This window comes from Bacillus sp. YC2 (assembly GCF_019891195.1).
GTDB lineage: Bacteria > Bacillota > Bacilli > Bacillales > Bacillaceae > Bacillus.
On record NZ_JAHXDO010000007.1, the window covers coordinates 44,187 to 63,534 of the forward strand.

A 19,348-nucleotide genomic window follows, 5' to 3' on the forward strand; every position below is an offset into this window, starting at 1 on the left:
TGATTTATGTATAAGTAAACTAAATATAAATAATGTACTGGATTAGAAAGAATAATATCTGGGAGTTGAGCCAGTTGGATTTAAAGAAGCATTTAGCTTTTATTAAAACGGTTGAAAGCGGAAGTCTGACCCAAGCCGCCGCAATATTGAATTACACACAGCCGAGCATCAGCCAAATGATCAGTAAATTAGAAGAAGAGTACGGCTTTCCGCTGCTGATCAGACTTCGGCATGGGGTCAAGCCTACTGCAAACGGTTTGAAAGTTTTTCACATCATGAAGGATATTCAAAAAACCTATGAAAAATTGTCTGAGACCGTTGATAATATTAACGGATTAGAGACAGGGGAAATCCGGCTCGGCGCTTTCACGAGCGTGGCCGTAAAGTGGCTGCCGCAAATTTTAAGAGAGTTTAACAGGCTGCACCCTTCTATTAAGGTACAGCTATTTGAAGGAAACTCAACTGAATTGGAGCAATGGCTGAAAGAGGATAAAATTGATGTGGGAATCGGAACATCTCATAGTGAGAAGTGGAATTTTCATCCTTTGGCTAAGGACCCGATTGTAGCGGTCATGAGTCCGCAGCATGAATTGGCTGGGCTTGAAACCGTACCTTTAAAGATAATGGAGTCTGTCATGTGCATCGTCCCTTATCCGGAGACACATTTTGATGTCCTGAAAGTACTCAGAGAAGAAAAAATATCGCCGAGAATTGCGTATCAAATCAGAGGAGACGAGACTCTAATCTCAATGGTGAGGAATAATCTGGGGATCAGTCTGCTCCCCAAATTGCTGGTGAGTGATTGTGATGTGCTCATCAAGCCGTTAGATCAATATGTGTACAGACAGATTGGCATTATCACAACTCATGCAGAGGAGGCGCAAACACCTTCCGTTCAGAAAATGATTCAATGTATTAAAGAGTGGGTGAGCGGCATCCGCGCTTCGGTGTGAAGAAGCATGATATTTTTCTATTCCGGTTCAGGATAATCATGAGCATAAAATAAGTGACCGGTTCGTTTGAGGAATTGATACAACTATGCGGCGTCGATCCTGTAAATTTCAACTTTTTCTCCGGATAGTAAGGAAAACGGGATAGACTAAATCATCCATTTGAAACGTTCAGAAGAATGGCTGATTCAGCGAGCTGTAAGCCTTGGCGTTAACATTGATTCTGTCTCGCGCTGCTAACACCGATAAACCAATGATTAAACCGGGTTTGGGCGCCTTTCCTTTGTTGAAATAGAGCGGCGGTTTGAAACTGTTGGAAGAAGATTGGGGATTCACTGATCAATGATGTGTGCGGTTACGATTTCCGCAGAAAAATAGAGTGAAAAAGCACGGATCAATGCCCCCATGCTTTTTCGTCACCTTATTTTTTCGTTTTTTGCAGGGCGGCTCCGGCAAATTGTTCTTTAATGGCCGCGCTCCGTGCAGCTGTTTCTGTAATGCAGTAAATAATGGCTTCTTCAAAACGGCGTTCGCTTAATGCGCGCAGACCCGCTTCTGTTGTGCCGCCGGGGCTTGTGATTTCCTTGCGCAGGCGTTCAGGGCGTTTGCTGCTTTTGAGAAGCATTTCAGTCGCACCTGTCATTGTTTGTAAAATCAGCTGTTTCGCCGTTTCTTCCGGTAAGCCGACTTGAAGGGCGGCCTTTTCCATCGCTTCGACATATCGATACACATAGGCGGGGCCGCTTCCGGCAATGGCTGTGACTGCATCAAGATGCTTTTCCTCAAATAATACAGCTTCCCCGATCGTTTCCAAAAGCGCCTTGGCCAAGCTGATCTCATCCTCACTCGCTTCAGGGCTTGCGGAAAAGCCGGTCGCTGATTTTCTGATTGCCGCCGATGTATTCGGCATCGCCCGGATGACGGTAAGCTTTCTGCCGAAATAATGCTGGATGGTATCAATTGTCAATCCGGCGAGAATAGAGATAACGAGCTGATTTTTCACATAATCACGGATGCTCTCAATGCTTTCTGCGGCATCTTTCGGCTTAAAAGCGAGAACGATGATGTCGGTCTGGCTGAAAAACTCCCGTTTATCCCGGCACGGCTGCACACCGTATGTTTGCTTCAGCTCATGAAGCCTCTGGTCATTTGACCGGTTTGTCATATATATATGTTCGGGTTTCGTCATTCCGCTTTGCAAAAGCCCGTTAACCATTGCCTCCGCCATTGATCCTGCTCCGATAAAGCCGATTTTCTTCATATGAATCCTCCTTCTTTCCAAAACACAAAAAAACCTTCCCGTCAAAAGGACGAAAAGGTTTCGCGGTACCACCTTATATTAGCACGAATGGGCCGTGCTCAGCTCAACTCCCGTAACGAGGGATACGTTTAGGTTTTCCTAACCGCTCTGAGGACAGGTTCTGTAAACAAGAGGGCCGCAACGTCTTTCAGCCTGGGACATCGCTCTCTGCTGCCGTTGTTTATATACTGGTTCCCCGTCATAGCGTTCCGTGTTTTTCATAGTTTGTTGTTCATTATGCTATGCGGCACAGCGGGATGTCAATCTTTTTTTCTGATATGCGGCAATAATGACACGGCGAATAGAAAAGGCTAAAATATGAGTATTCAGGAATTAAAAGAACTAAGGAGCGTAAAAATGGCAGCGAGAGAAATCATTCCGATGCGTGTGCCGACTCCGTTTGCAGTCGGTGACGTTATCGTTTACTTAGTAAAGGATGAAGCCCTGACCCTTATCGATTGCGGTCCGAATACAAAGGAAGCGGCTGAATCACTCAGCAGGCAGCTCGCGGAGAACGGGGCCGCTGTGTCGGATATTGAGCAGGTGGTGCTGACTCATCATCACGCCGATCATTCAGGTTTACTGCATTTGTTTTCCGACCAGACGGAAATTATCGGGCATCCGCTTAATGAGAGATACATCACACAGGATAAGTCGTATATGGCGCAGCAGGAACATTTTTTTCTGCGGTTTTTGACTGATATGGGCGTTCCTCTCACCCCTGAAGACATACATAAAACGATTAAGATGTCATACTTATTTTCCGCTAAGCGCTCTTTAACAAAAACGGTGAGAGAAAACGGGAAAATCGACGGCCTTGATGGCTGGACGGTGCTTGAAACGCCGGGCCATGCCGTTTCTCACATCGCGCTCTTCCATGAAGAAAGCGGCGAAATGTTCAGCGGAGACCTTCTGTTATCAAACAGTTCTACAAATCCGATTTTGGAGGCTCCCGAGCGGGAGGGCGACCGCACTTTGCCGATGCTCGACTATTTAAAATCTATGAAGCGGCTGTATGACATAAATCCGTCCATTGCGTATCCGGGGCACGGCGATCTGCTGACACAAGTAAGGCCGGCAGCTGACAGACGATTAGAAAAACAGAGAAACCGGGCGGAGTACGTGCTGCACATGCTGTCAGAAGAAACGCTGACCGCTTATCAAGTATGCCGGCGTTTGTTTCCGGCTGTGTATGAAAATGAATTGTTTTTGACGATGTCAGAAACGATCGGGCATCTTGATGTGCTGACTGAAGAGGGGAGCGTTGTTTCCTGTCAGTCGGGAAATACTCTGATGTTTAAAGCTGTGAAGGGGTGAAGGAAGTGGGCCGATTAACAGATAAGCGGATTTGGATCACGGGAGCGTCCGGCGGGCTTGGCGAGCGGCTTGCGTACTTATGCGCGGCAGAAGGAGCGCATGTCTTTTTGTCCGCCCGGCGCGAGGGTCGCTTACAAGAAGTGAAGAAAACAATTACCGGGCGAGGCGGACGGTGTGATGTGTTTCCGCTTGACGTCAGCAACATAGAAGAAGCTGAAGAAGTACGGCGCCGGATCGGACCCGTTGATGTATTGATCAACAATGCCGGGTTCGGCATATTTGAGACTGCGGCTGATTCATCATTAGAGGATATGAAAGCCATGTTTGAAGTCAATGTATTCGGCTTAATCGCCTGTACGAAAGCTTGCTTGCCCGTTATGCTTCACGCAAACAGCGGTCACATTATCAATATTGCGTCACAGGCCGGCAAACTGGCGACGCCGAAATCAAGCCTTTACTCCGCTACAAAACATGCCGTTTTAGGGTATTCCAACGCGCTGCGGATGGAATTGGCCGGCACGGGGATATCTGTGACGACCGTCAATCCGGGACCCATCCAAACTGATTTCTTTACGATTGCGGACAAAGAGGGCGGTTATGTCAAAAGCGTCGGAAGATGGATGCTTGATCCGGACAGCGTTGCGGAGCGCATTACGTCAGCGATCTTAACGAATAAACGGGAAATCAACCTTCCGCGCTGGATGAATGCGGGGACGAAGCTGTACCAGCTCTTTCCTTCGTTTGTAGAAAAACTGGCGGGGCGCGTATTAAAGAAAAAGTAAAAAAGGGGAGAAAAAAATGTCAGGTCGGGATATACGCACATCTCTTATGGAAGAGCCGCTTGTTAAACAATTGGCGCTGGCGCATGAAGTTTTTTGGATCAACCCGGACAAAACAGACGAGGCGGTAAAAAATCGCGCTAAGTGGGAAGAGGAGATTGCCGATGCGGAAGAAAGGCTGCTCCGGTTTGCGCCATATATCGCTTCTGCCTTTCCGGAGACAAAAGAGGCAGACGGTCTTATTGAATCGCCGCTTGCCGCCATCAATGACATGAAGAAGCAGCTGGAACAAGACTGCGGTGAAGCTTTTCCCGGACGCTGGCTTTTAAAGTGTGACCATGACCTGCCGATTTCCGGTTCAATCAAAGCCCGCGGCGGTATTTATGAAGTGCTGAAACATGCTGAAAACATTGCGGTAAAAGAGGGAATGCTGAAACACGATGATGATTACAGCATATTACATGACGAGCGGTTTACCGCTTTTTTCTCCCGCTACTCAATAGCTGTCGGATCTACTGGCAATTTAGGTTTAAGTATCGGCATAATCGGCGCAAAGCTCGGCTTTCGCGTAACCGTTCATATGTCTAGTGACGCGAAGCAGTGGAAGAAGGATTTGCTGCGCGAAAAAGGGGTCTCCGTGATAGAATACAAAGCCGACTACAGCCAGGCGGTAAAAGAGGGACGCCGGCAGGCTGAACAAGATCCTTATTGTTATTTTATTGATGATGAACATTCGCGGGATCTGTTATTAGGCTATGCGGCAGCGGGCGGCCGTTTAAAAAAACAGCTGGAGCACATGAATATAACTCCGGGCGCTGATGAGCCGCTTTTTGTCTATTTGCCGTGCGGTGTCGGCGGCGGGCCGGGAGGAGTTGCGCTCGCTTTAAAACTTATCTATGGAGAGTATGTCCATATCTTTTTCGGTGAACCGACACATTCCCCGTGTATGCTTTTGGGTTTATTTTCCGGTTTGCATGACGGCATCAGCGTGCAGGATATCGGCCTCGATAATCAAACGGCCGCCGACGGGCTGGCGGTGGGAAGGCCGTCCGGGTTAGCCGGACCGCTCATGGAGCCTCTGCTCAGCGGCTGTTATACCGCGGATGACAGCACGCTTTTTTCGCTTCTTTATAAGTTAAAAGCGTCCGAAGATAAAAGTCTGGAGCCTTCTGCACTCGCCGGGATGGCCGGGCCTGTCAAGTTATATCAAACGAAAGCCGGAAAACGCTATATGAAAGAGCACGGACTGAATATGAAAAATGCCGTCCATCTTGTCTGGAGCACGGGCGGGAGCATGGTCCCGCCGGAAGAAATGGAAGAGTACAGCCGAACCGGCTGCTCATTTGCAAAAAAATGAGCAGACAGTGAGGCGGATTTCCGTTACAATCTTTGTAAGCGTTTGTTTAAACCGGAAGCTATACAGAGAGATTGGTGTAAATTGTGAAAAGGAAAGAATTAAACTTACATACATTGTACACGCAGCACAGCCGCGAGTCGTGGTCGGGATTCGGCGGCCACCTCTCCATTGCTGTCTCAGAGGCCGAGGCGAAGGCCGTAGAGGGGCTGAATGACTTCTTATCGGTGGAGGAAGTGGAAACGGTTTATATTCCGCTTGTGCGTCTGCTTCATCTTCATGTGACATCTGCCGCCAGACGGAACAAGCATGTAAACGTATTTTTGAAGCATCCCCACTCAGCGAAAATACCGTTTATCATCGGGATTGCCGGCAGCGTTGCCGTCGGCAAAAGCACAACGGCGAGAATTTTGCAAAAGCTGCTTTCCCGTTTGCCGGACAGGCCGAAGGTGAGCCTTGTGACAACCGATGGTTTTTTGTACCCGACAGCCGAATTAAAAAAGAAAAACCTCCTGTCCAGAAAAGGATTCCCTGAGAGTTATGACGTAAAGGCGCTGCTTGAATTTCTGAATGATGTGAAGTCGGGAAAAGAGAGAGTGGAAGCCCCGGTATATTCCCACCTCACCTACGACAGGGAAGAGGGCGCTGTCGAAGTGGTGGAAGGAGCGGACATCGTCATAATAGAAGGAATCAACGTTTTGCAGTCGCCGACTTTAAAAGATGACAGGGAAGACCCCCGCATCTTTGTATCCGATTTCTTTGATTTTTCGATTTATGTGGATGCGGAAGAAAGCCGTATTTTCACTTGGTATTTACAGCGTTTTCGCCTTTTGAGGGAAACCGCTTTTCAGGACCCTGCTTCTTATTTTCATAAATTTAAGGACTTGTCTGACGAGGAAGCGGATGCGATGGCCGCCTCCATCTGGGAGAGCGTCAACCGCCCTAATCTGTACGAAAATATTCTGCCGACGAAATTCAGGTCTGATCTGATTTTACGAAAAGGGGACGGCCATAAGGTGGAAGAGGTGTTGGTAAGAAGAGTCTGATTTGAGGAGGGTGCGGATGCTATGATGCATCATATTGAATTGTATGTATCTGACCTGAAGGCCTCCTCGCAGTTTTGGGAGTGGTTTTTAGGTGAACTCGGTTATACGGAATTTCAAAAGTGGGACTCAGGCATCAGCTGGAAAATAGATGGATTTTATATAGTGCTTGTACAGACAAAAGAGCGTTTTTTAAAGCCGGAGTACCACAGATGCCGGGTCGGACTGAACCATCTGGCCTTCCATGCTGCATCAAGAGAGCAGGTGGACGAGATGACGGAAAAGCTGTTTGCCAGAGGCTGCCCCGTGCTTTACAGAGACCGCCATCCGTATGCGGGCGGAAGCACGCATTACGCCGTATATACGGAGGATCCGGATCGGATAAAGGTCGAATTGGCTGCTCCTGAACTATAACTTTTCGTTTTCTTCTTTGCGGAGCGCATCAAGCTTTTTTTCGATTCTGTCTAATTGCACGCTGCGCTGCTTCAAACTTCTGAATACATAGACAACGGCAAAAAAGAAAAGGGCGGCAATGACAAACGAAAACAATTGAAAGATTACATCACCAATATTCATCGTCTCACCTCGCTTTTGCGGCGGGCTTTTAAGAGCCCGCCTTTTTTTACAGCGGTTTTTCCATTTCCGGCGTGCTGTGAGCGGCTGTCCTCACTTGCCGGTAAGCCAATGCTAAAAGCGGCATGCCGAGAAGCGTCACTCCCGCAAGAACGGAAAAAATCAGGGATGGACGATCTGGACCGAATAAATCAATGCACACTCCTCCGGCCCACGGTCCGATTACGTTGCCAAGCTGCGAAAAACCCATCGCTCCGAAATACGTTCCTTTCATATCCGGTTTGGCAATGCGGTCGACAAACAGATCCATCATTGAAAACAGAAGCACCTCTCCGACCGTAAACAGTATCACAATCACCACTAGGGAAGAAAGACTGTGAGAAATTGTGAAAATGAGCAGACTTGCGCTGATCATCACGTTGCCGAGCATAATCGAAAACAGCGGCGGAAACCGCTTGGCGACATGGACGATCGGGTATTGCGTCACCAATACCACCACAGCGTTTAATGTCAGCATATATCCGAACAGCTTTGCTCCGTTTTCAATAAACGGGCTCTCTGCCATATATTGAGGAAAAGTGGAGCTTAATTGCGAATACCCAAACGCAGATAAAATGATTCCGGCGAGGGCGATTGTAAACAGCCGATCGTTTTTTGCAGTGAAAAAAGCCTCCCGGACGGTGATTCCATTTACACGGGCTCCCGTTCCGGCCGGGTGTTTTTTAAACTGGATGAACAGCATCAGCCCGTACAGTGCGTAAATGACCGCGGGCGCGAGAAACGGCGCGGTGGAATGCGACGAGCCGAGGTACAATCCGAGGAGCGGGCCGAACACAACGCCGATATTGATGGCCGTATATCTTAAATTAAAGACAAGCAATCTCGTTTCTTCTTTTGTCATAGCGGATAACAGAGCCTTTGAGGACGGCTCGAACAAAGCTTTACATAGCCCGTTTAAAGCATTCATTACTATGAAAACCCAAATGTGGGATGCGAGCGCAAAACCGGCGAATACAAATGTCCAGCCGAAGATGGCTGCGAGCATCACCTTTTCTCTGCCGAGTTTGTCTGATATATACCCGCCGTAAAAACTAGCCAATATGCCGACTAACGAGCTCACGGCAATGACAAGCCCCGCAAATGAGGCTGACGCTCCCTTTTCGGCTGTTAAATATATCGCCAAAAAAGGGATGCTCATTGACGTAGACATGCGGCCGAAGATGGTTCCGATAATAATGGTCCAACTGGTGGGATGAATCTCTCTCCATTTTTTCATCTGTTTCTCTCCTGTATGTCATCTTCTTCTATCATACAAGAAAAAAATTCCTCTTCCAATCAAAAAAAGAATCCAGAACAGTTTCACAGAGCTATTTTCTGAGAATGAACAGTTTTTGCAGACGACTGACAATGACCTTTGATACCACTATTTCGGAATCGCCAGCAGCATCCCGATAATGCCTGCACACTTATCGGCGGCAAGTAAAGAAAAATAATAGTCAGCGGATGAATTTCCGGTTTCTGGGTTCTCTGAATCTGTCCGATCCAGTTTTCAGCCTGTGCGGGCAGCTCTGCCCCCTATGAAGCAGCCGGACGAGCGGACGGCATAAATAGTAAAGGGCGCCGGATAACACAATGGGCAAAACAAGGATTTTAGGGCAAAAACAAAAAATCCATTAATGTTCCAAGATAAATAATGACATAACAAAAGAACGGCATAACCGATTTTGAAATAGGGCCTGACAGGCATACACTCGCACCGTGCAATCTGAAAGGTTTACCCTCGAACGATCCTTTATGGCCCGGTGCATAAACGTGTACCTGTCAGGAAAACTGCCCTTGATTGGTGACATAATCATAAATAATATCCTCCACATGGGCATGGAGATCCTCATCGGGCTCTTCGTTTCTTCTCTCTTCCAAGGCTTTTTTTAAGCTTTGCTTTTCATACGGGCTCAGCGGGTCTGTTGCCACATTCCGCCCATACTGGCGGAGCGCCTGTCCTATCATTTTTTCTATAAATTGATCCATCATTTACTCTCCTATTCTTATGATTCGCCTTTATTCTACTAGATATGATGCCATTCTCACACCCTTGTATCATATTTTCTGTCAGGCTAATGCCGCTTTGGAGTTATTCCAATTCGACTGATATAATACGATGAAAAGGTAAAGTTAACGCATCTTCGTCGTTGATGATTTTTAAGCGTTTTTCATGGTGCATCACTTGCTTTATCCACCCCCAAAACCGGAGCGGGCCTTGAGCTGAGGCATAGGTGACCATAATGGCTCTGTCCTCTTCGATCGACTTTGTGATGATGCAATTTATATCGTTCGTTTGATCCTCGCTCAGCTCCGGGAACCGGAATTCCCGTTCTTTTCGTTTTTTGGCAAGCAGCTGTTCTCTGTGCTCGGGCAGCATCATTCGGCTTGATTCCCACATGACATTATACCCGGGCGTTAATTTATTCGGATTCATGTATACCACCTCGATTATTTGTAATGCCCGCCGATTTTTTCAGCCCGGTGATAAGCCTGGCCGGCTTCAGTAAGAGAGGCGGCGTGAAGCAGCGCCGCGGGGCCGTATCGTTCGTGAATATCATCCAATACTTTGCCGAGGCTGATCTTTTTCTCCTGGGCATCAAACAGGCTCAGCTGAAAATAATGGCAGGGCTCAAGCTGGGAGAGGGCGACTCCGGCGCTTCGAACCGGCTCGCCGTTCCAATGCTCGCGAAAAAGCTTGACCGCCTCTTTAAAAATATCCATTCCGAAATTTGTTGGAGAAGCGAGTTTTCTTTGTCTGTGAAACCCTGTGGGGAAATCAAAATCAGCGCCTCTGATGCTTACGGAAACTGTATGGCCGATATATTGTTTAAAGCGGGCGCGGCGGGCCACTTCTTCGCTTAACTCAAGTAAAATGACTTTAATATCCTCAAAGCTGCAGTAGTCCCTCGGGAGGGTCATGTTATGGCCGACCGCTTTTTGCCGGCTGTGCGTGTCTGCGGTGACAGGTGAGGGATCAACCCCGTGCGCTGTCCGCTGAAGCAGTTCGCCGTTAATTCCCCAGCGCTTTTTCAGCAGTTCGGGAGGGTGCTCGGCAAGACCGCCAATCGTGCTGATGCCCATCCGTCTTAAATTGTGTTCCATCCGTTTTCCGACGCCGAATAATTTTCCGACCGGCAGAGGCCACAGATCCTGCTGGATGTTTGACATATCCAATCTGTGAATGCCTGACGCATTTTTTTTGGCAAAATGGTCGCAAGCCATTTTCGCGAGCACTTTATTCGGCCCGATGCCGACGCGGGCATAAATGCCAAATTCATTCATAATCGCCGTTTGAATGCTTTTGGCGATGGTAAAAGGATCGCCGAACAGCCTCATGCTTCCGGTCACATCGAGAAACTGCTCATCGATGGAGTAGGGCTCAACCAGATCTGTGTACCGCTCAAGCAGCTCGGTAATCATGACGGACACGTCAATATACCGCTGCATCCGCGGGCGGACAATGACGGCATCCGGACATTTGGTTTGCGCTTCCCACAGCCGTTCAGCGTTTTTTACGCCGAATTGTTTGGCAAGCGGGCAGGCTGCAAGCACGACGCCGCTGCGCCTTGCTGGATCTCCCGAGACAATCACGGGCCGGCTTTTGAGATGAGGCGCCTCCGCTTTTTCAACAGACGCGTAAAATGATTCCATATCCACAAGAAGGATCTCAGTCATAAAAAAACCACCTTTAGGAACACTTGTTCTGTTTTTATTGTATCCGAAGTATGACGGCGTTTATACTGGTAAATAGTTCTTCGGATGGGATAAAGAAAAGAAGCTGTAAACCGCTGTTATTTCGATGTTTGTCTTTTTTCTTTCTCAGGCCGGTCTATCGGACTGCTTTTTTCCTGAAAAGAAATCATTTACAATTACAAACAACCCACATATAATTTTTTATATTCCAGTAAGAAGAGCTGACATTCATTTTGCCGGGCGAAAAGGAGAGTCAATTGACAATGGATATTCGAACAATCACGTCTGAAGACTATGAAATGGTTACGTCTGTTTTGAATGAATGGTGGGGCGGCAGACAGATGAAAGAAAAACTGCCGCGTTTGTTTTTTGAACATTTTCAGGACACAAGCTTTATTACGTACGGCCAGGAGGGAATGACCGGTTTTTTAATCGGGTTTCAGTCACAATCAGATCCTGAGACAGCCTACATTCATTTTTCAGGTGTGCACCCTGATTTCAGAAAAATGCAAATTGGGAAACAGCTCTATGACCGATTTATTGAAACGGTTAAAGAAAGAGGCTGCACAAAAGTCAATTGCGTTACGGCGCCTGTCAATAAAGTGTCAATTGCTTATCATACAAAATTAGGATTCGAGGTTGAAAAAGGCACCAAAACCGTAAACGGAATCCCCGTTTTTGCGAATTACGACGGTCCGGGTCAAGACCGGGTTCTGTTTGTGAAGCACATTTAGAGAGGAGGCGGAGTATGAGTTTTTTAGCCAATACGCCGGAGCCGCCTTATTATGCGGTCATTTTTTCATCAATAAAGGGAAAATATGATGAAGAATATGAGAATACGGCAGAGCGGATGATGCTTTTGGCAAGCGGACAGCCGGGCTTTTTAGGCGTTGAAAGCGTCCGGGAGGAAAACGGGTGCGGCATCACCGTTTCCTACTGGGACAGCATGGATGCGATTAAGCGGTGGAAAGACCATAATGACCATCAAGCGGCGAAACAAAAAGGGAGAAGTACCTGGTATGAATCATATGCCGTCCGCATTACGAAGGCGGAGTCACAGCGGGTTTTTGCGCCAAAAGGAGCAGAAGATTGATTACATTTTTACCGCATACACAAGAACAGACGGCGCGGGAAATTGCGGCGGTTCAGCGCTGCTCATATCAAAAAGAAGCCGAGCTGATCGGATTTTTCGGCATTCCGGCCCTGCATGAGACAGAAACCGATGTAAAACGATCACAGGAAACGTTTGCCGGTTTTAGAGAAAAGGAAAAGCTCCTTGGCGTCATTTCGTATGAAAAAAAGGGGCATCAACTTGTCATATGCCGGCTGACGGTGCATCCGTCCGGCTTTAGAAAAGGAATCGGGAGGGCGCTTGTTCAATTTGTGATAGACATGAATGCAGACGCTGAAACAATAGAAGTGACAACAGCCAAAGACAATACCCCGGCAGTCTCTCTCTATCTAAGGGCCGGGTTCACAGAAACAAAACAGATCGAGGCGGCAGAAGGACTGACACTCTCGGTTTTTCAGCTCTGTCCGAAAAGAAAAGTGGAAGTCATTCCGTATCAGCCTGAGTGGAGAGCGATGTTTAACAAAGAAAAAGCGAATCTGATTCAGATCTTCGGCTCAGCCCTCCGATCTGTCAGCCACATCGGAAGCACCTCCATCCCCAATATGGCCGCAAAGCCTGTCATTGATATATTAGCGGAGGTCGATAACATCCATGCCGCGGACCGTTATTGTCCGCAGATGCAAGCACTCGGCTATGAAGCAAAAGGGGAAAACGGAATCAAGGACAGGCGCTTTTTTCAAAAGGGAGGCAATCAGCGCACGCACCATGTTCACATATACGAATCCGGGCATCCGGAAATCAAGCGGCATCTGCTGTTCAGGGATTATCTCACTGCCTGCCCCGGGCAAGCCGCAGAATATATAAAGCTGAAACGGCAGCTCGCCGATACATACCCGGACGATATTTCAAAGTATATCGAAGGGAAAAATGAATGGATCAAGGCTGCTGAACAAAGGGCGAAAAGCTGGGAAGCAGACGGCTGTAAATGAAACAGAAACGGTGCATCCAGCCGTGCAGTATGCTACAATGGCGAAAATGAAAAAAACGGGGGATCACCTTATGCACATACATGTGACCGATGCGGCCAAACAAACGCTCCAGCCGGCGATGGATGCCAACCCGGGGAAAAAAGCTCAGCTCCGTTTCGATGCTGAAGGCTGCGGCTGCGCCGTAAGCGGCGTGCCGACAATCTGGCTGGCGGAAGAATTAACGGGAGAATGTGAACGCATTGAAACAAACGGGCTTCCGCTTTACATCCAAACCTCACAAAAAGTGTTTTTTGACGAGGAAATGACAATCGATTACAATGAAAAGGCAAAAACGCTGGCTTTAAAAAGCCCGGCGCAGATGCTGAGCCCGAGAATGAGTATATTAGTAAAGCAGGGAGAAAGCGAAAGTGGATCAAAAGCTGAAAGCCATTAAACAAACAGCACAGCATAAAACGTGGGTATCCTTCCTGAATAAAAATCACCCGTACAGCCTGCTGCACTGGTCTATCGGAGGCGCCGAAGCCGTTCAGAAGGATGTCTGGCTGCTTCAGGATGAAATGACCTTTGAAGCCCGGGAGTTTACGACAATAGATCTTGCCATTGACTGGATCGGGGAGCATATGGACGGAATTACCGACGTTTTATGACGGGAAGCGAAAGAACAGAATCGTTCTTTCGCTTTTTTAAGTTGGCGCTATCGTTTCTAAAAATGTTTGGACGGCTTTTCGGTAGCTCTCCGGATTTTTCGAATATGACATGGCATGGCCGCCTGCTTCGGCAAGATACAGCATCTTCGGCCCGCGTTTTCTGCGGTACAGTAATTCCGAGGAAGCGGGAGGAATATAGTCATCTTCCTTGCTGTGAATAAACAAAACAGGCTGTCTGATGCGGCTGATGACGGATAAAGGCGACACATCCCGGATGCAGTATCCCTCCCTTATTCGTAAAAAGACATCAGCCAAAGGCAAAACCGGCCATGGAGGCAGCCGAAACTCGCGCTTCAGCCTGTAGGCGAGCTGCCCGCGAAAGCTGGCAAAAGGACAATCAGCTATATAAAAATCGGCGCAGCCGTTATCCTGACAGTCTCCCGCATATAAGAGAGCCGTCACGGCCCCCATCGATTCGCCGTGGATGCCGATCAGCCCGCCGTCTCCGGTTTTTTTCCGCACCCAGTTTACCGCTTCATGTAAATCATCCTTTTCAAAATATCCGTAACTCGTCGTTTTGCCGCCGCTTTTTCCGTGTCTGCGGTGGTCATACATCAGCACATTCCAGCCCAAATCTAAAAATAAGTGCATGTATTTCAGTGAATTAAACACATTTACCGTGACGCCGTGGCAGATGATGATGGTATTTGCCGTATCATAAGGCGCGATATAATAGCCTTTTATGTCATACCCGTGGCGGGACGGGATGACCGCTTCTTCTTTTTCCATCGTGTGAAAGGATTCAAATATGTCGTGCCCGTCTGCGATTTCCTTCTTCATAATCTCTTCATCGGTTTTTTTCTTAATGAACATGATCACATTCGTAAACCCAATCCCAGCCGCCAAAATAACGGTGCAAACCGAACCGAACACCGTCAGCCATTTTTTCATGAAGCATTCTCCTTTCTGAATAACGCATAAGGTTTAATATGACACATATTCAAAAAATCCTTCATGTGAACGTTGCTCTTTACGCAGCGTCATGCCGTATCATTAACATATAACGAACATGGAGGGGAAAAAACATGGAGCAAAAAACATATACAGTAGGGGAATTTGCAAGACTGACAGGAGTGACAGAACGCACTTTAAGATATTACGACCAAGAAGGCGTGTTAAAACCCGAGGACTACGAAGCAAACGGCCGCCGCGTTTATTCACATGGATCATTGTTTGAATTGAATAAGATATTAGCATTAAAGTTTATCGGCTGTTCTCTGGCAGAAATAAAGAAATGCATACATTCACCTGCACAACAAGTAATAGACACATTAATCAAGCATAAACAACAGCTTATGAACAAAAGACGACATATAGACAAAGCAATTGATACCATCAGCCGAGCGGAAGCAATGATCAAGAATAAAAGCCGGGCTGACAGCGATCATGTACTGTCACTTTTATGGCACTATCAGCATGAGGAAGAAGGGGTGCAATGGTTGACCGAACATTTTTCAAATGAATCCCTTGATAAGATGCTGATGAGGCAGCATTCTAAAAAAGAGCAGAGAGAAGCAGAGTATCAAATCAGTACATTGCTTATCGACATGAGCCGTCTGTATAAACAAAACAAAACTGCAGATGATCCTGAAGTGCAGCGTATCGCAGCAGAATTTGTGAAGCTTGTCATTACTTTGTCGCCGGAAGCTGCTGATTTGGAGAAATATGCTTCATTGGAAAAACCGTCATTCTTTTCAGGAGGGTTTCCGGAAGGATTTGAAGAGTTTTTGGTTGAGGCAGCAGCACATCTTGCCGAACAAGAGGAAAGATAGTTGTCCGCCTTCCGCGTCCGTGATACACTTGCTTCACAATCATCCGAATACGGGGGCATAATGATGAAGAAGAAGCAGCCATCTAAGGAAAAACACAGCTTGAAAGACGACCTGCAAGCTGACCTGAAGGCCAAGCTTTTGCAAATGAAAAGTGAGCTGAAGGAAGAGGACGAGAAAAAACAAGCGCAAAAAAAGGCGGAACAGATCAGAAAACGCAAAGAAATCGAAAAGAATAAAAGCTTTGAAGAATTGCTGAATGAAAGCAATCTTGATTGGCACAAATATAAATAAACCAGCATCTGAAAAAGGTGCTGGTTTATTTGTTTAAGAGCGATGAGCTTCGTATACGCTTCGTTTTGTATAAAATTGCAGTGCTTTTATTTCTTGTCCGCTTAAACGACGGGCCTCTGCCGCCAAGCAGTTCTCTTTGAGCTGCTCCGGTGAGCTCGCTCCCGTAATGACAGAGGCGACAGCCGGCTGTGAAAGCAGGTATTGAAGAGACAATTCCGTCATGCTGAGATCCGGGGCGACACCGGAAATGGCTCTTTTGGTGTCGGCCAATTCTTCAAAAGAATACGTTAAATAACCGTGCTGTTTCACGCGGCCGCCTGCCTGATCCAGCGGCTTTTCCGTCAGCAGCCCTTTTGCGACCGGGCCCCTTGCGACTATGCTGATTCCGTGCTCCTCCAAAAGAGGCAGCCATTCCTCAGGGCGTCGGTCGAGAAGACTGAATTGCATCATAACACTTGTGATATTAGATTTTTTTACATATTCTTTGATGACGTTCGGACGGATGGAGGAGATGCCGTAGTAACGGATCACTCCTTCTTGTTTTAAGTCCTCAAACGCTTCGATCGTTTCCTCAATGTTGTCTTCCATTGTGCCGCCGTGCAGCTGATAAAGGTCGATATAATCCGTTTTCAGCCGGGCAAGGCTGTTTTTGACCGCTTCTTTTATGTATGCTTTTGAAGCGTCCCAATACCAGCCGTCTTTTTCATCACTCCAGCGGTTCCCGGCTTTAGTGGCTAAAATGATATCGTGCCGCCGGTTTTGAATGGCTTCCCCGACAATTTCCTCATTCCGGCCGAAATCATAAAGGTCGGCGGTGTCTAAATAATTGATGCCGAGTTCAATCGCTTCATCCAAAATGGACAGCGCTTTGTTTTTGTCTGTACCGAGTGACATGCAGCCGAGCCCGATTTCGCTTATTTCTAAATCAGAACGGCCTAACGTGCGTTTTCTCATGGTTTCGCTCCTTTTTCTGGTCTTTCATTGACCGTAATATAAAGGCGCGAAGTTTTCAACTGTTAAGGCCTGGCGATCCAATCTCCGACATAACGGAATGTGCGCCCGTACTCTTTCAGCTTAGCCCGCACTTCCCAAGCCTTTCCGACCAAAACGATGCTCTTTTCCATCCGGTACACCTTCAAGCGAAAAGCACCTCCCTATTATGCATGTATGATAAAATGTATGAGGCATAATAGAGAGACAGAACGGGAGATGAAATGATGAAACATTTAGAAGAAAAAACACTTTCTAAAAAGCAGCTTTATAATGGGAAAGTAATCGACCTTTACTTGGAGGATGTAGAACTTCCGAACGGAAAAACAAGCAAACGGGAAATCGTCAAGCATCCGGGGGCGGTTGCAGTGCTCGCGTTGACGGAAGAAGGAAAAATGATTTTGGTCAGCCAGTTTAGGAAGCCGCTGGAGCGGACAATCGTTGAGATTCCGGCCGGTAAGCTTGAAAAAGGTGAAGAGCCGGAGCATACGGCATTAAGAGAGCTTGAAGAAGAGACGGGGTATACGGCGGAAACTTTGACGAAAATCACCGCTTTTTATACATCGCCCGGGTTTGCGGACGAGATCGTGCATCTTTTCCTTGCCGAAGGGCTTTCCCCGCTTGAAGAAAAACGGGAGCTTGATGAGGACGAATTTGTCGAAGTGATGCTGGTCACGCTTGAAGAAGCGCTGGAGCTGGTGGAATCCCGCCAAGTGTACGATGCAAAAACGGCGTATGCAATTCAGTATCTTCAGCTGAAGGAAGCACTGAAGAGAAAATGATGAAAACCGTTTATGCGGATCTGCATATTCATATCGGGCGTACCTATACGGGGAGACCGGTCAAGATCACCGGAGCCAAAACGCTGACCTTGGACCGGATATTAGCTGAAGCAAGCGAGGGGAAAGGAATTGAGCTGTTAGGCATTATTGACTGCCATTCTCCGGAAGTCATTCAAGAAATTGAACAAGGAATTGACTCAGGGAAATACCATGAGCTGAAAGAGGGCGGTATCCGTTACCGGAATACAACGCTTCTGTTAGGAAGTGAACTGGAGATATATGATCAATCCTGCCGCGGGCCGATTCACGTTCTGGTCTTTATGCCGGCTCTTGCGGAGATGAAGCAATTTTCCGCGTGGCTGGCTGAGCGGCTCAAAAATATTCATCTCAGCTCACAGCGCATTTACGAAACCGGTTTGAATCTTCAAACGAAAACGAAGAAGTTGGGCGGGCTGTTTATCCCCGCCCATATATTCACTCCGCACAAAAGCCTCTACGGAAAAGGCGTCACCGCTTCCTTGGCTGAAGTATTCGAGCCTTCGCTCATTGATGCGGTTGAGCTCGGCTTAAGCTGTGACACGGAAATGGCCTCCCGGTTATCAGAGCTTGACCGATATACATTTTTAACAAATTCTGATGCGCATTCCTTAGGGAAAATCAGCAGAGAATATAATCAATTGCTTCTTCAAGAAGCGAATTTTACGGAATTTTCACTGGCGTTAAAAGGGAAAGATGGCAGAAAGATCGCCGCTAATTATGGGCTGAACCCGAAGCTTGGGAAGTATTACCGGACGGCTTGCGATACATGCGGAAGTCCGCTCGAAAAAGGGGATAGAGTCTGTGCGGAGTGCGGCGGCAAAACATTTACAAAGGGTGTCAGTGAGCGGCTGGAAGAACTCAGCGATCAAAAAAAAAGCCGCGCTGTGCGGCCTCCGTATATCCATCAAATCCCGCTGCAATTCGTTCCCGGCGTCGGGCCGAAAACGTTGGAAAAGCTGAAGCTGGCCTTCGGGACCGAGATGGCGATCCTGCATCAGGCGGAAGAAGAGGACTTAGCGCGCGTGGTGCCGCGTAAAATAGCGGCCGTCATCCACAAAGCGCGCACAGGACAAATAGGGCTTGAGGCCGGAGGCGGAGGAACGTATGGGCGGCTCAAACCTTAAAGGCGGTGTTTATCCGAGCTCCTCTTGAATCTTCTTTTTCGTTCGGATAAATGCGATCAATTGGATGATCTCATCCTGAGTCAGCGGCTGTCCGTCAACAGTCAGCGTGCCTGATCCTTCGGCTGCTTCCGTTAATTCAACGGCATGGGCGAAGGGTTTTGCTTTTTTTTCAGCGCGGCCGAGTAAATCGTCGCATGTCGTATCAAACAGATCAGCGAGCGTACCCAGCGCCTCAAAGGACGGACGCCGGTAGCCTGACTCATATCCGGCGTACGTGCTTTTGGCGATGCCAAGCCGGTCAGCTGTATACTGCAGCGACCAATTTTTCTTTTTTCTCAGTTCAGTTAAACGATCTAAATTCATATTCAAAACCGCTCCTTTTCACTTGAGCAAATTATATCATATCGATATGTAAAAGTGTACGCGAATTGAATAATAATAGCTTGATTAATTTCATTTGTCTGTCTATAATTTGATTAAAAGTATGCGAAAAGCGAATGCTTAATACATCTTGAGAAATGATGAAGAGGT

The 19,348-nt window shown here is 47.4% G+C and carries 25 protein-coding genes; 15 read left to right on the forward strand and 10 right to left on the reverse strand.

The genetic code is table 11. From position 1 onward, the window contains the following. The first annotated feature begins 74 nt into the window (after positions 1 to 74). Positions 75 to 953 carry a LysR family transcriptional regulator gene (locus KY305_RS12575; protein ID WP_223062830.1) on the forward strand — a complete coding sequence of 293 codons (879 nt, stop codon included), beginning with the start codon at positions 75 to 77 and terminating at the stop codon, positions 951 to 953. Positions 954 to 1,371: 418 nt separating this feature from the next. Here KY305_RS12575 and proC read toward each other — a convergent pair whose 3' ends face one another. Then, positions 1,372 to 2,211 carry a pyrroline-5-carboxylate reductase gene (gene proC / locus KY305_RS12580; RefSeq protein ID WP_223062831.1) on the reverse strand — a complete coding sequence of 280 codons (840 nt, stop codon included), beginning with the start codon at positions 2,209 to 2,211 and terminating at the stop codon, positions 1,372 to 1,374. Between the two features lie 396 nt (positions 2,212 to 2,607). On the opposite strand from proC, the gene KY305_RS12585 reads away from it, so the two are divergent. The 5 genes from KY305_RS12585 (at position 2,608) to KY305_RS12605 (ending at position 7,157) form a co-directional block, all read left to right on the forward strand. Beyond that, positions 2,608 to 3,567, forward strand: coding sequence for an MBL fold metallo-hydrolase (locus tag KY305_RS12585; RefSeq protein WP_223062832.1), 960 nt, complete (start codon positions 2,608 to 2,610; stop codon positions 3,565 to 3,567). A 5-nt stretch (positions 3,568 to 3,572) separates the two neighbouring features. Then, positions 3,573 to 4,349, forward strand: coding sequence for an SDR family NAD(P)-dependent oxidoreductase (locus tag KY305_RS12590; protein ID WP_223062833.1), 777 nt, complete (start codon positions 3,573 to 3,575; stop codon positions 4,347 to 4,349). A 16-nt stretch (positions 4,350 to 4,365) separates the two neighbouring features. Next, positions 4,366 to 5,703: a D-serine ammonia-lyase gene (gene dsdA / locus KY305_RS12595; protein ID WP_223062834.1), complete on the forward strand. Its 1,338-nt coding sequence runs from the start codon at positions 4,366 to 4,368 to the stop codon at positions 5,701 to 5,703. Between the two features lie 83 nt (positions 5,704 to 5,786). Next, complete coding sequence (coaA, locus tag KY305_RS12600; RefSeq protein WP_223062835.1) at positions 5,787 to 6,746, forward strand: type I pantothenate kinase; 960 nt, start codon at positions 5,787 to 5,789, stop codon at positions 6,744 to 6,746. A gap of 24 nt (positions 6,747 to 6,770) precedes the next feature. After that, entirely contained in the window at positions 6,771 to 7,157 is a 387-nt protein-coding gene (locus KY305_RS12605) for a VOC family protein (RefSeq protein ID WP_223062958.1), read from the forward strand. Here KY305_RS12605 and KY305_RS12610 read toward each other — a convergent pair. From KY305_RS12610 to KY305_RS12635, 5 genes are all read right to left on the reverse strand, one after another. Further along, a complete protein-coding gene (locus tag KY305_RS12610) occupies positions 7,152 to 7,319 on the reverse strand; it encodes a DUF4083 family protein (RefSeq protein ID WP_214798758.1) in 168 nt (55 codons plus the stop codon). The genes KY305_RS12605 and KY305_RS12610 overlap by 6 nt on opposite strands. Before the next feature lie 46 nt (positions 7,320 to 7,365). Further along, the gene (locus KY305_RS12615) at positions 7,366 to 8,592 is read right to left on the reverse strand and encodes an MDR family MFS transporter (RefSeq protein ID WP_223062836.1); all 1,227 of its coding nucleotides are present in this window, start codon (positions 8,590 to 8,592) and stop codon (positions 7,366 to 7,368) included. Between the two features lie 545 nt (positions 8,593 to 9,137). After that, positions 9,138 to 9,344, reverse strand: coding sequence for a YqzH family protein (locus KY305_RS12625; protein ID WP_223062959.1), 207 nt, complete (start codon positions 9,342 to 9,344; stop codon positions 9,138 to 9,140). 103 nt (positions 9,345 to 9,447) lie between these two features. After that, the gene (locus KY305_RS12630) at positions 9,448 to 9,792 is read right to left on the reverse strand and encodes a YolD-like family protein (RefSeq protein WP_223062838.1); all 345 of its coding nucleotides are present in this window, start codon (positions 9,790 to 9,792) and stop codon (positions 9,448 to 9,450) included. A gap of 14 nt (positions 9,793 to 9,806) precedes the next feature. After that, on the reverse strand, positions 9,807 to 11,033 hold the full coding sequence (locus tag KY305_RS12635; protein WP_223062839.1) for a DNA polymerase IV: 1,227 nt from the start codon (positions 11,031 to 11,033) through the stop codon (positions 9,807 to 9,809). Between the two features lie 281 nt (positions 11,034 to 11,314). On the opposite strand from KY305_RS12635, the gene KY305_RS12640 reads away from it, so the two are divergent. The 5 genes from KY305_RS12640 (at position 11,315) to KY305_RS12660 (ending at position 13,759) form a co-directional block, all read left to right on the forward strand. Beyond that, complete coding sequence (locus tag KY305_RS12640; RefSeq protein ID WP_223062840.1) at positions 11,315 to 11,785, forward strand: GNAT family N-acetyltransferase; 471 nt, start codon at positions 11,315 to 11,317, stop codon at positions 11,783 to 11,785. A 14-nt stretch (positions 11,786 to 11,799) separates the two neighbouring features. Further along, positions 11,800 to 12,144 carry an antibiotic biosynthesis monooxygenase family protein gene (locus KY305_RS12645; RefSeq protein ID WP_223062841.1) on the forward strand — a complete coding sequence of 115 codons (345 nt, stop codon included), beginning with the start codon at positions 11,800 to 11,802 and terminating at the stop codon, positions 12,142 to 12,144. Continuing rightward, entirely contained in the window at positions 12,141 to 13,112 is a 972-nt protein-coding gene (locus tag KY305_RS12650) for a GNAT family N-acetyltransferase (protein WP_223062842.1), read from the forward strand. Before KY305_RS12645 ends, KY305_RS12650 begins: the two co-directional genes overlap by 4 nt. Positions 13,113 to 13,182: 70 nt before the next feature. Next, positions 13,183 to 13,545 (forward strand): iron-sulfur cluster biosynthesis family protein, encoded by a 363-nt coding sequence (locus tag KY305_RS12655; RefSeq protein ID WP_223062960.1) that lies wholly within the window; start codon positions 13,183 to 13,185, stop codon positions 13,543 to 13,545. Continuing rightward, entirely contained in the window at positions 13,520 to 13,759 is a 240-nt protein-coding gene (locus KY305_RS12660) for a DUF2552 family protein (protein ID WP_223062843.1), read from the forward strand. Before KY305_RS12655 ends, KY305_RS12660 begins: the two co-directional genes overlap by 26 nt. A 36-nt stretch (positions 13,760 to 13,795) precedes the next feature. Here the strand turns inward: KY305_RS12660 and KY305_RS12665 are convergent, their stop codons facing one another. After that, positions 13,796 to 14,710: an alpha/beta hydrolase gene (locus KY305_RS12665; RefSeq protein WP_223062844.1), complete on the reverse strand. Its 915-nt coding sequence runs from the start codon at positions 14,708 to 14,710 to the stop codon at positions 13,796 to 13,798. 134 nt (positions 14,711 to 14,844) lie between these two features. Between KY305_RS12665 and KY305_RS12670 the strand changes: the two genes are divergently transcribed. Beyond that, positions 14,845 to 15,591 carry a MerR family transcriptional regulator gene (locus KY305_RS12670; RefSeq protein WP_223062845.1) on the forward strand — a complete coding sequence of 249 codons (747 nt, stop codon included), beginning with the start codon at positions 14,845 to 14,847 and terminating at the stop codon, positions 15,589 to 15,591. A gap of 63 nt (positions 15,592 to 15,654) precedes the next feature. Next, positions 15,655 to 15,882, forward strand: coding sequence for a YqkE family protein (locus KY305_RS12675; protein WP_223062961.1), 228 nt, complete (start codon positions 15,655 to 15,657; stop codon positions 15,880 to 15,882). Between the two features lie 33 nt (positions 15,883 to 15,915). On the opposite strand, the gene KY305_RS12680 is transcribed toward KY305_RS12675, so the two are convergent. Together KY305_RS12680 and mciZ are read right to left on the reverse strand one after the other, a co-directional pair. Continuing rightward, positions 15,916 to 16,836 carry an aldo/keto reductase gene (locus KY305_RS12680; RefSeq protein WP_223062846.1) on the reverse strand — a complete coding sequence of 307 codons (921 nt, stop codon included), beginning with the start codon at positions 16,834 to 16,836 and terminating at the stop codon, positions 15,916 to 15,918. 62 nt (positions 16,837 to 16,898) lie between these two features. Next, positions 16,899 to 17,021 (reverse strand): Z-ring formation inhibitor MciZ, encoded by a 123-nt coding sequence (mciZ, locus tag KY305_RS12685; protein WP_061520869.1) that lies wholly within the window; start codon positions 17,019 to 17,021, stop codon positions 16,899 to 16,901. 78 nt (positions 17,022 to 17,099) lie between these two features. On the opposite strand from mciZ, the gene KY305_RS12690 reads away from it, so the two are divergent. Both KY305_RS12690 and KY305_RS12695 read left to right on the forward strand, forming a co-directional pair. After that, entirely contained in the window at positions 17,100 to 17,654 is a 555-nt protein-coding gene (locus KY305_RS12690; RefSeq protein ID WP_223062962.1) for an NUDIX hydrolase, read from the forward strand. Next, entirely contained in the window at positions 17,654 to 18,817 is a 1,164-nt protein-coding gene (locus tag KY305_RS12695) for a TIGR00375 family protein (RefSeq protein WP_223062963.1), read from the forward strand. Before KY305_RS12690 ends, KY305_RS12695 begins: the two co-directional genes overlap by 1 nt. 9 nt (positions 18,818 to 18,826) lie before the next feature. Here the strand turns inward: KY305_RS12695 and KY305_RS12700 are convergent, their stop codons facing one another. Then, positions 18,827 to 19,180, reverse strand: coding sequence for a helix-turn-helix domain-containing protein (locus KY305_RS12700; RefSeq protein ID WP_214798803.1), 354 nt, complete (start codon positions 19,178 to 19,180; stop codon positions 18,827 to 18,829). Between the last annotated feature and the right edge of the window lie 168 nt (positions 19,181 to 19,348).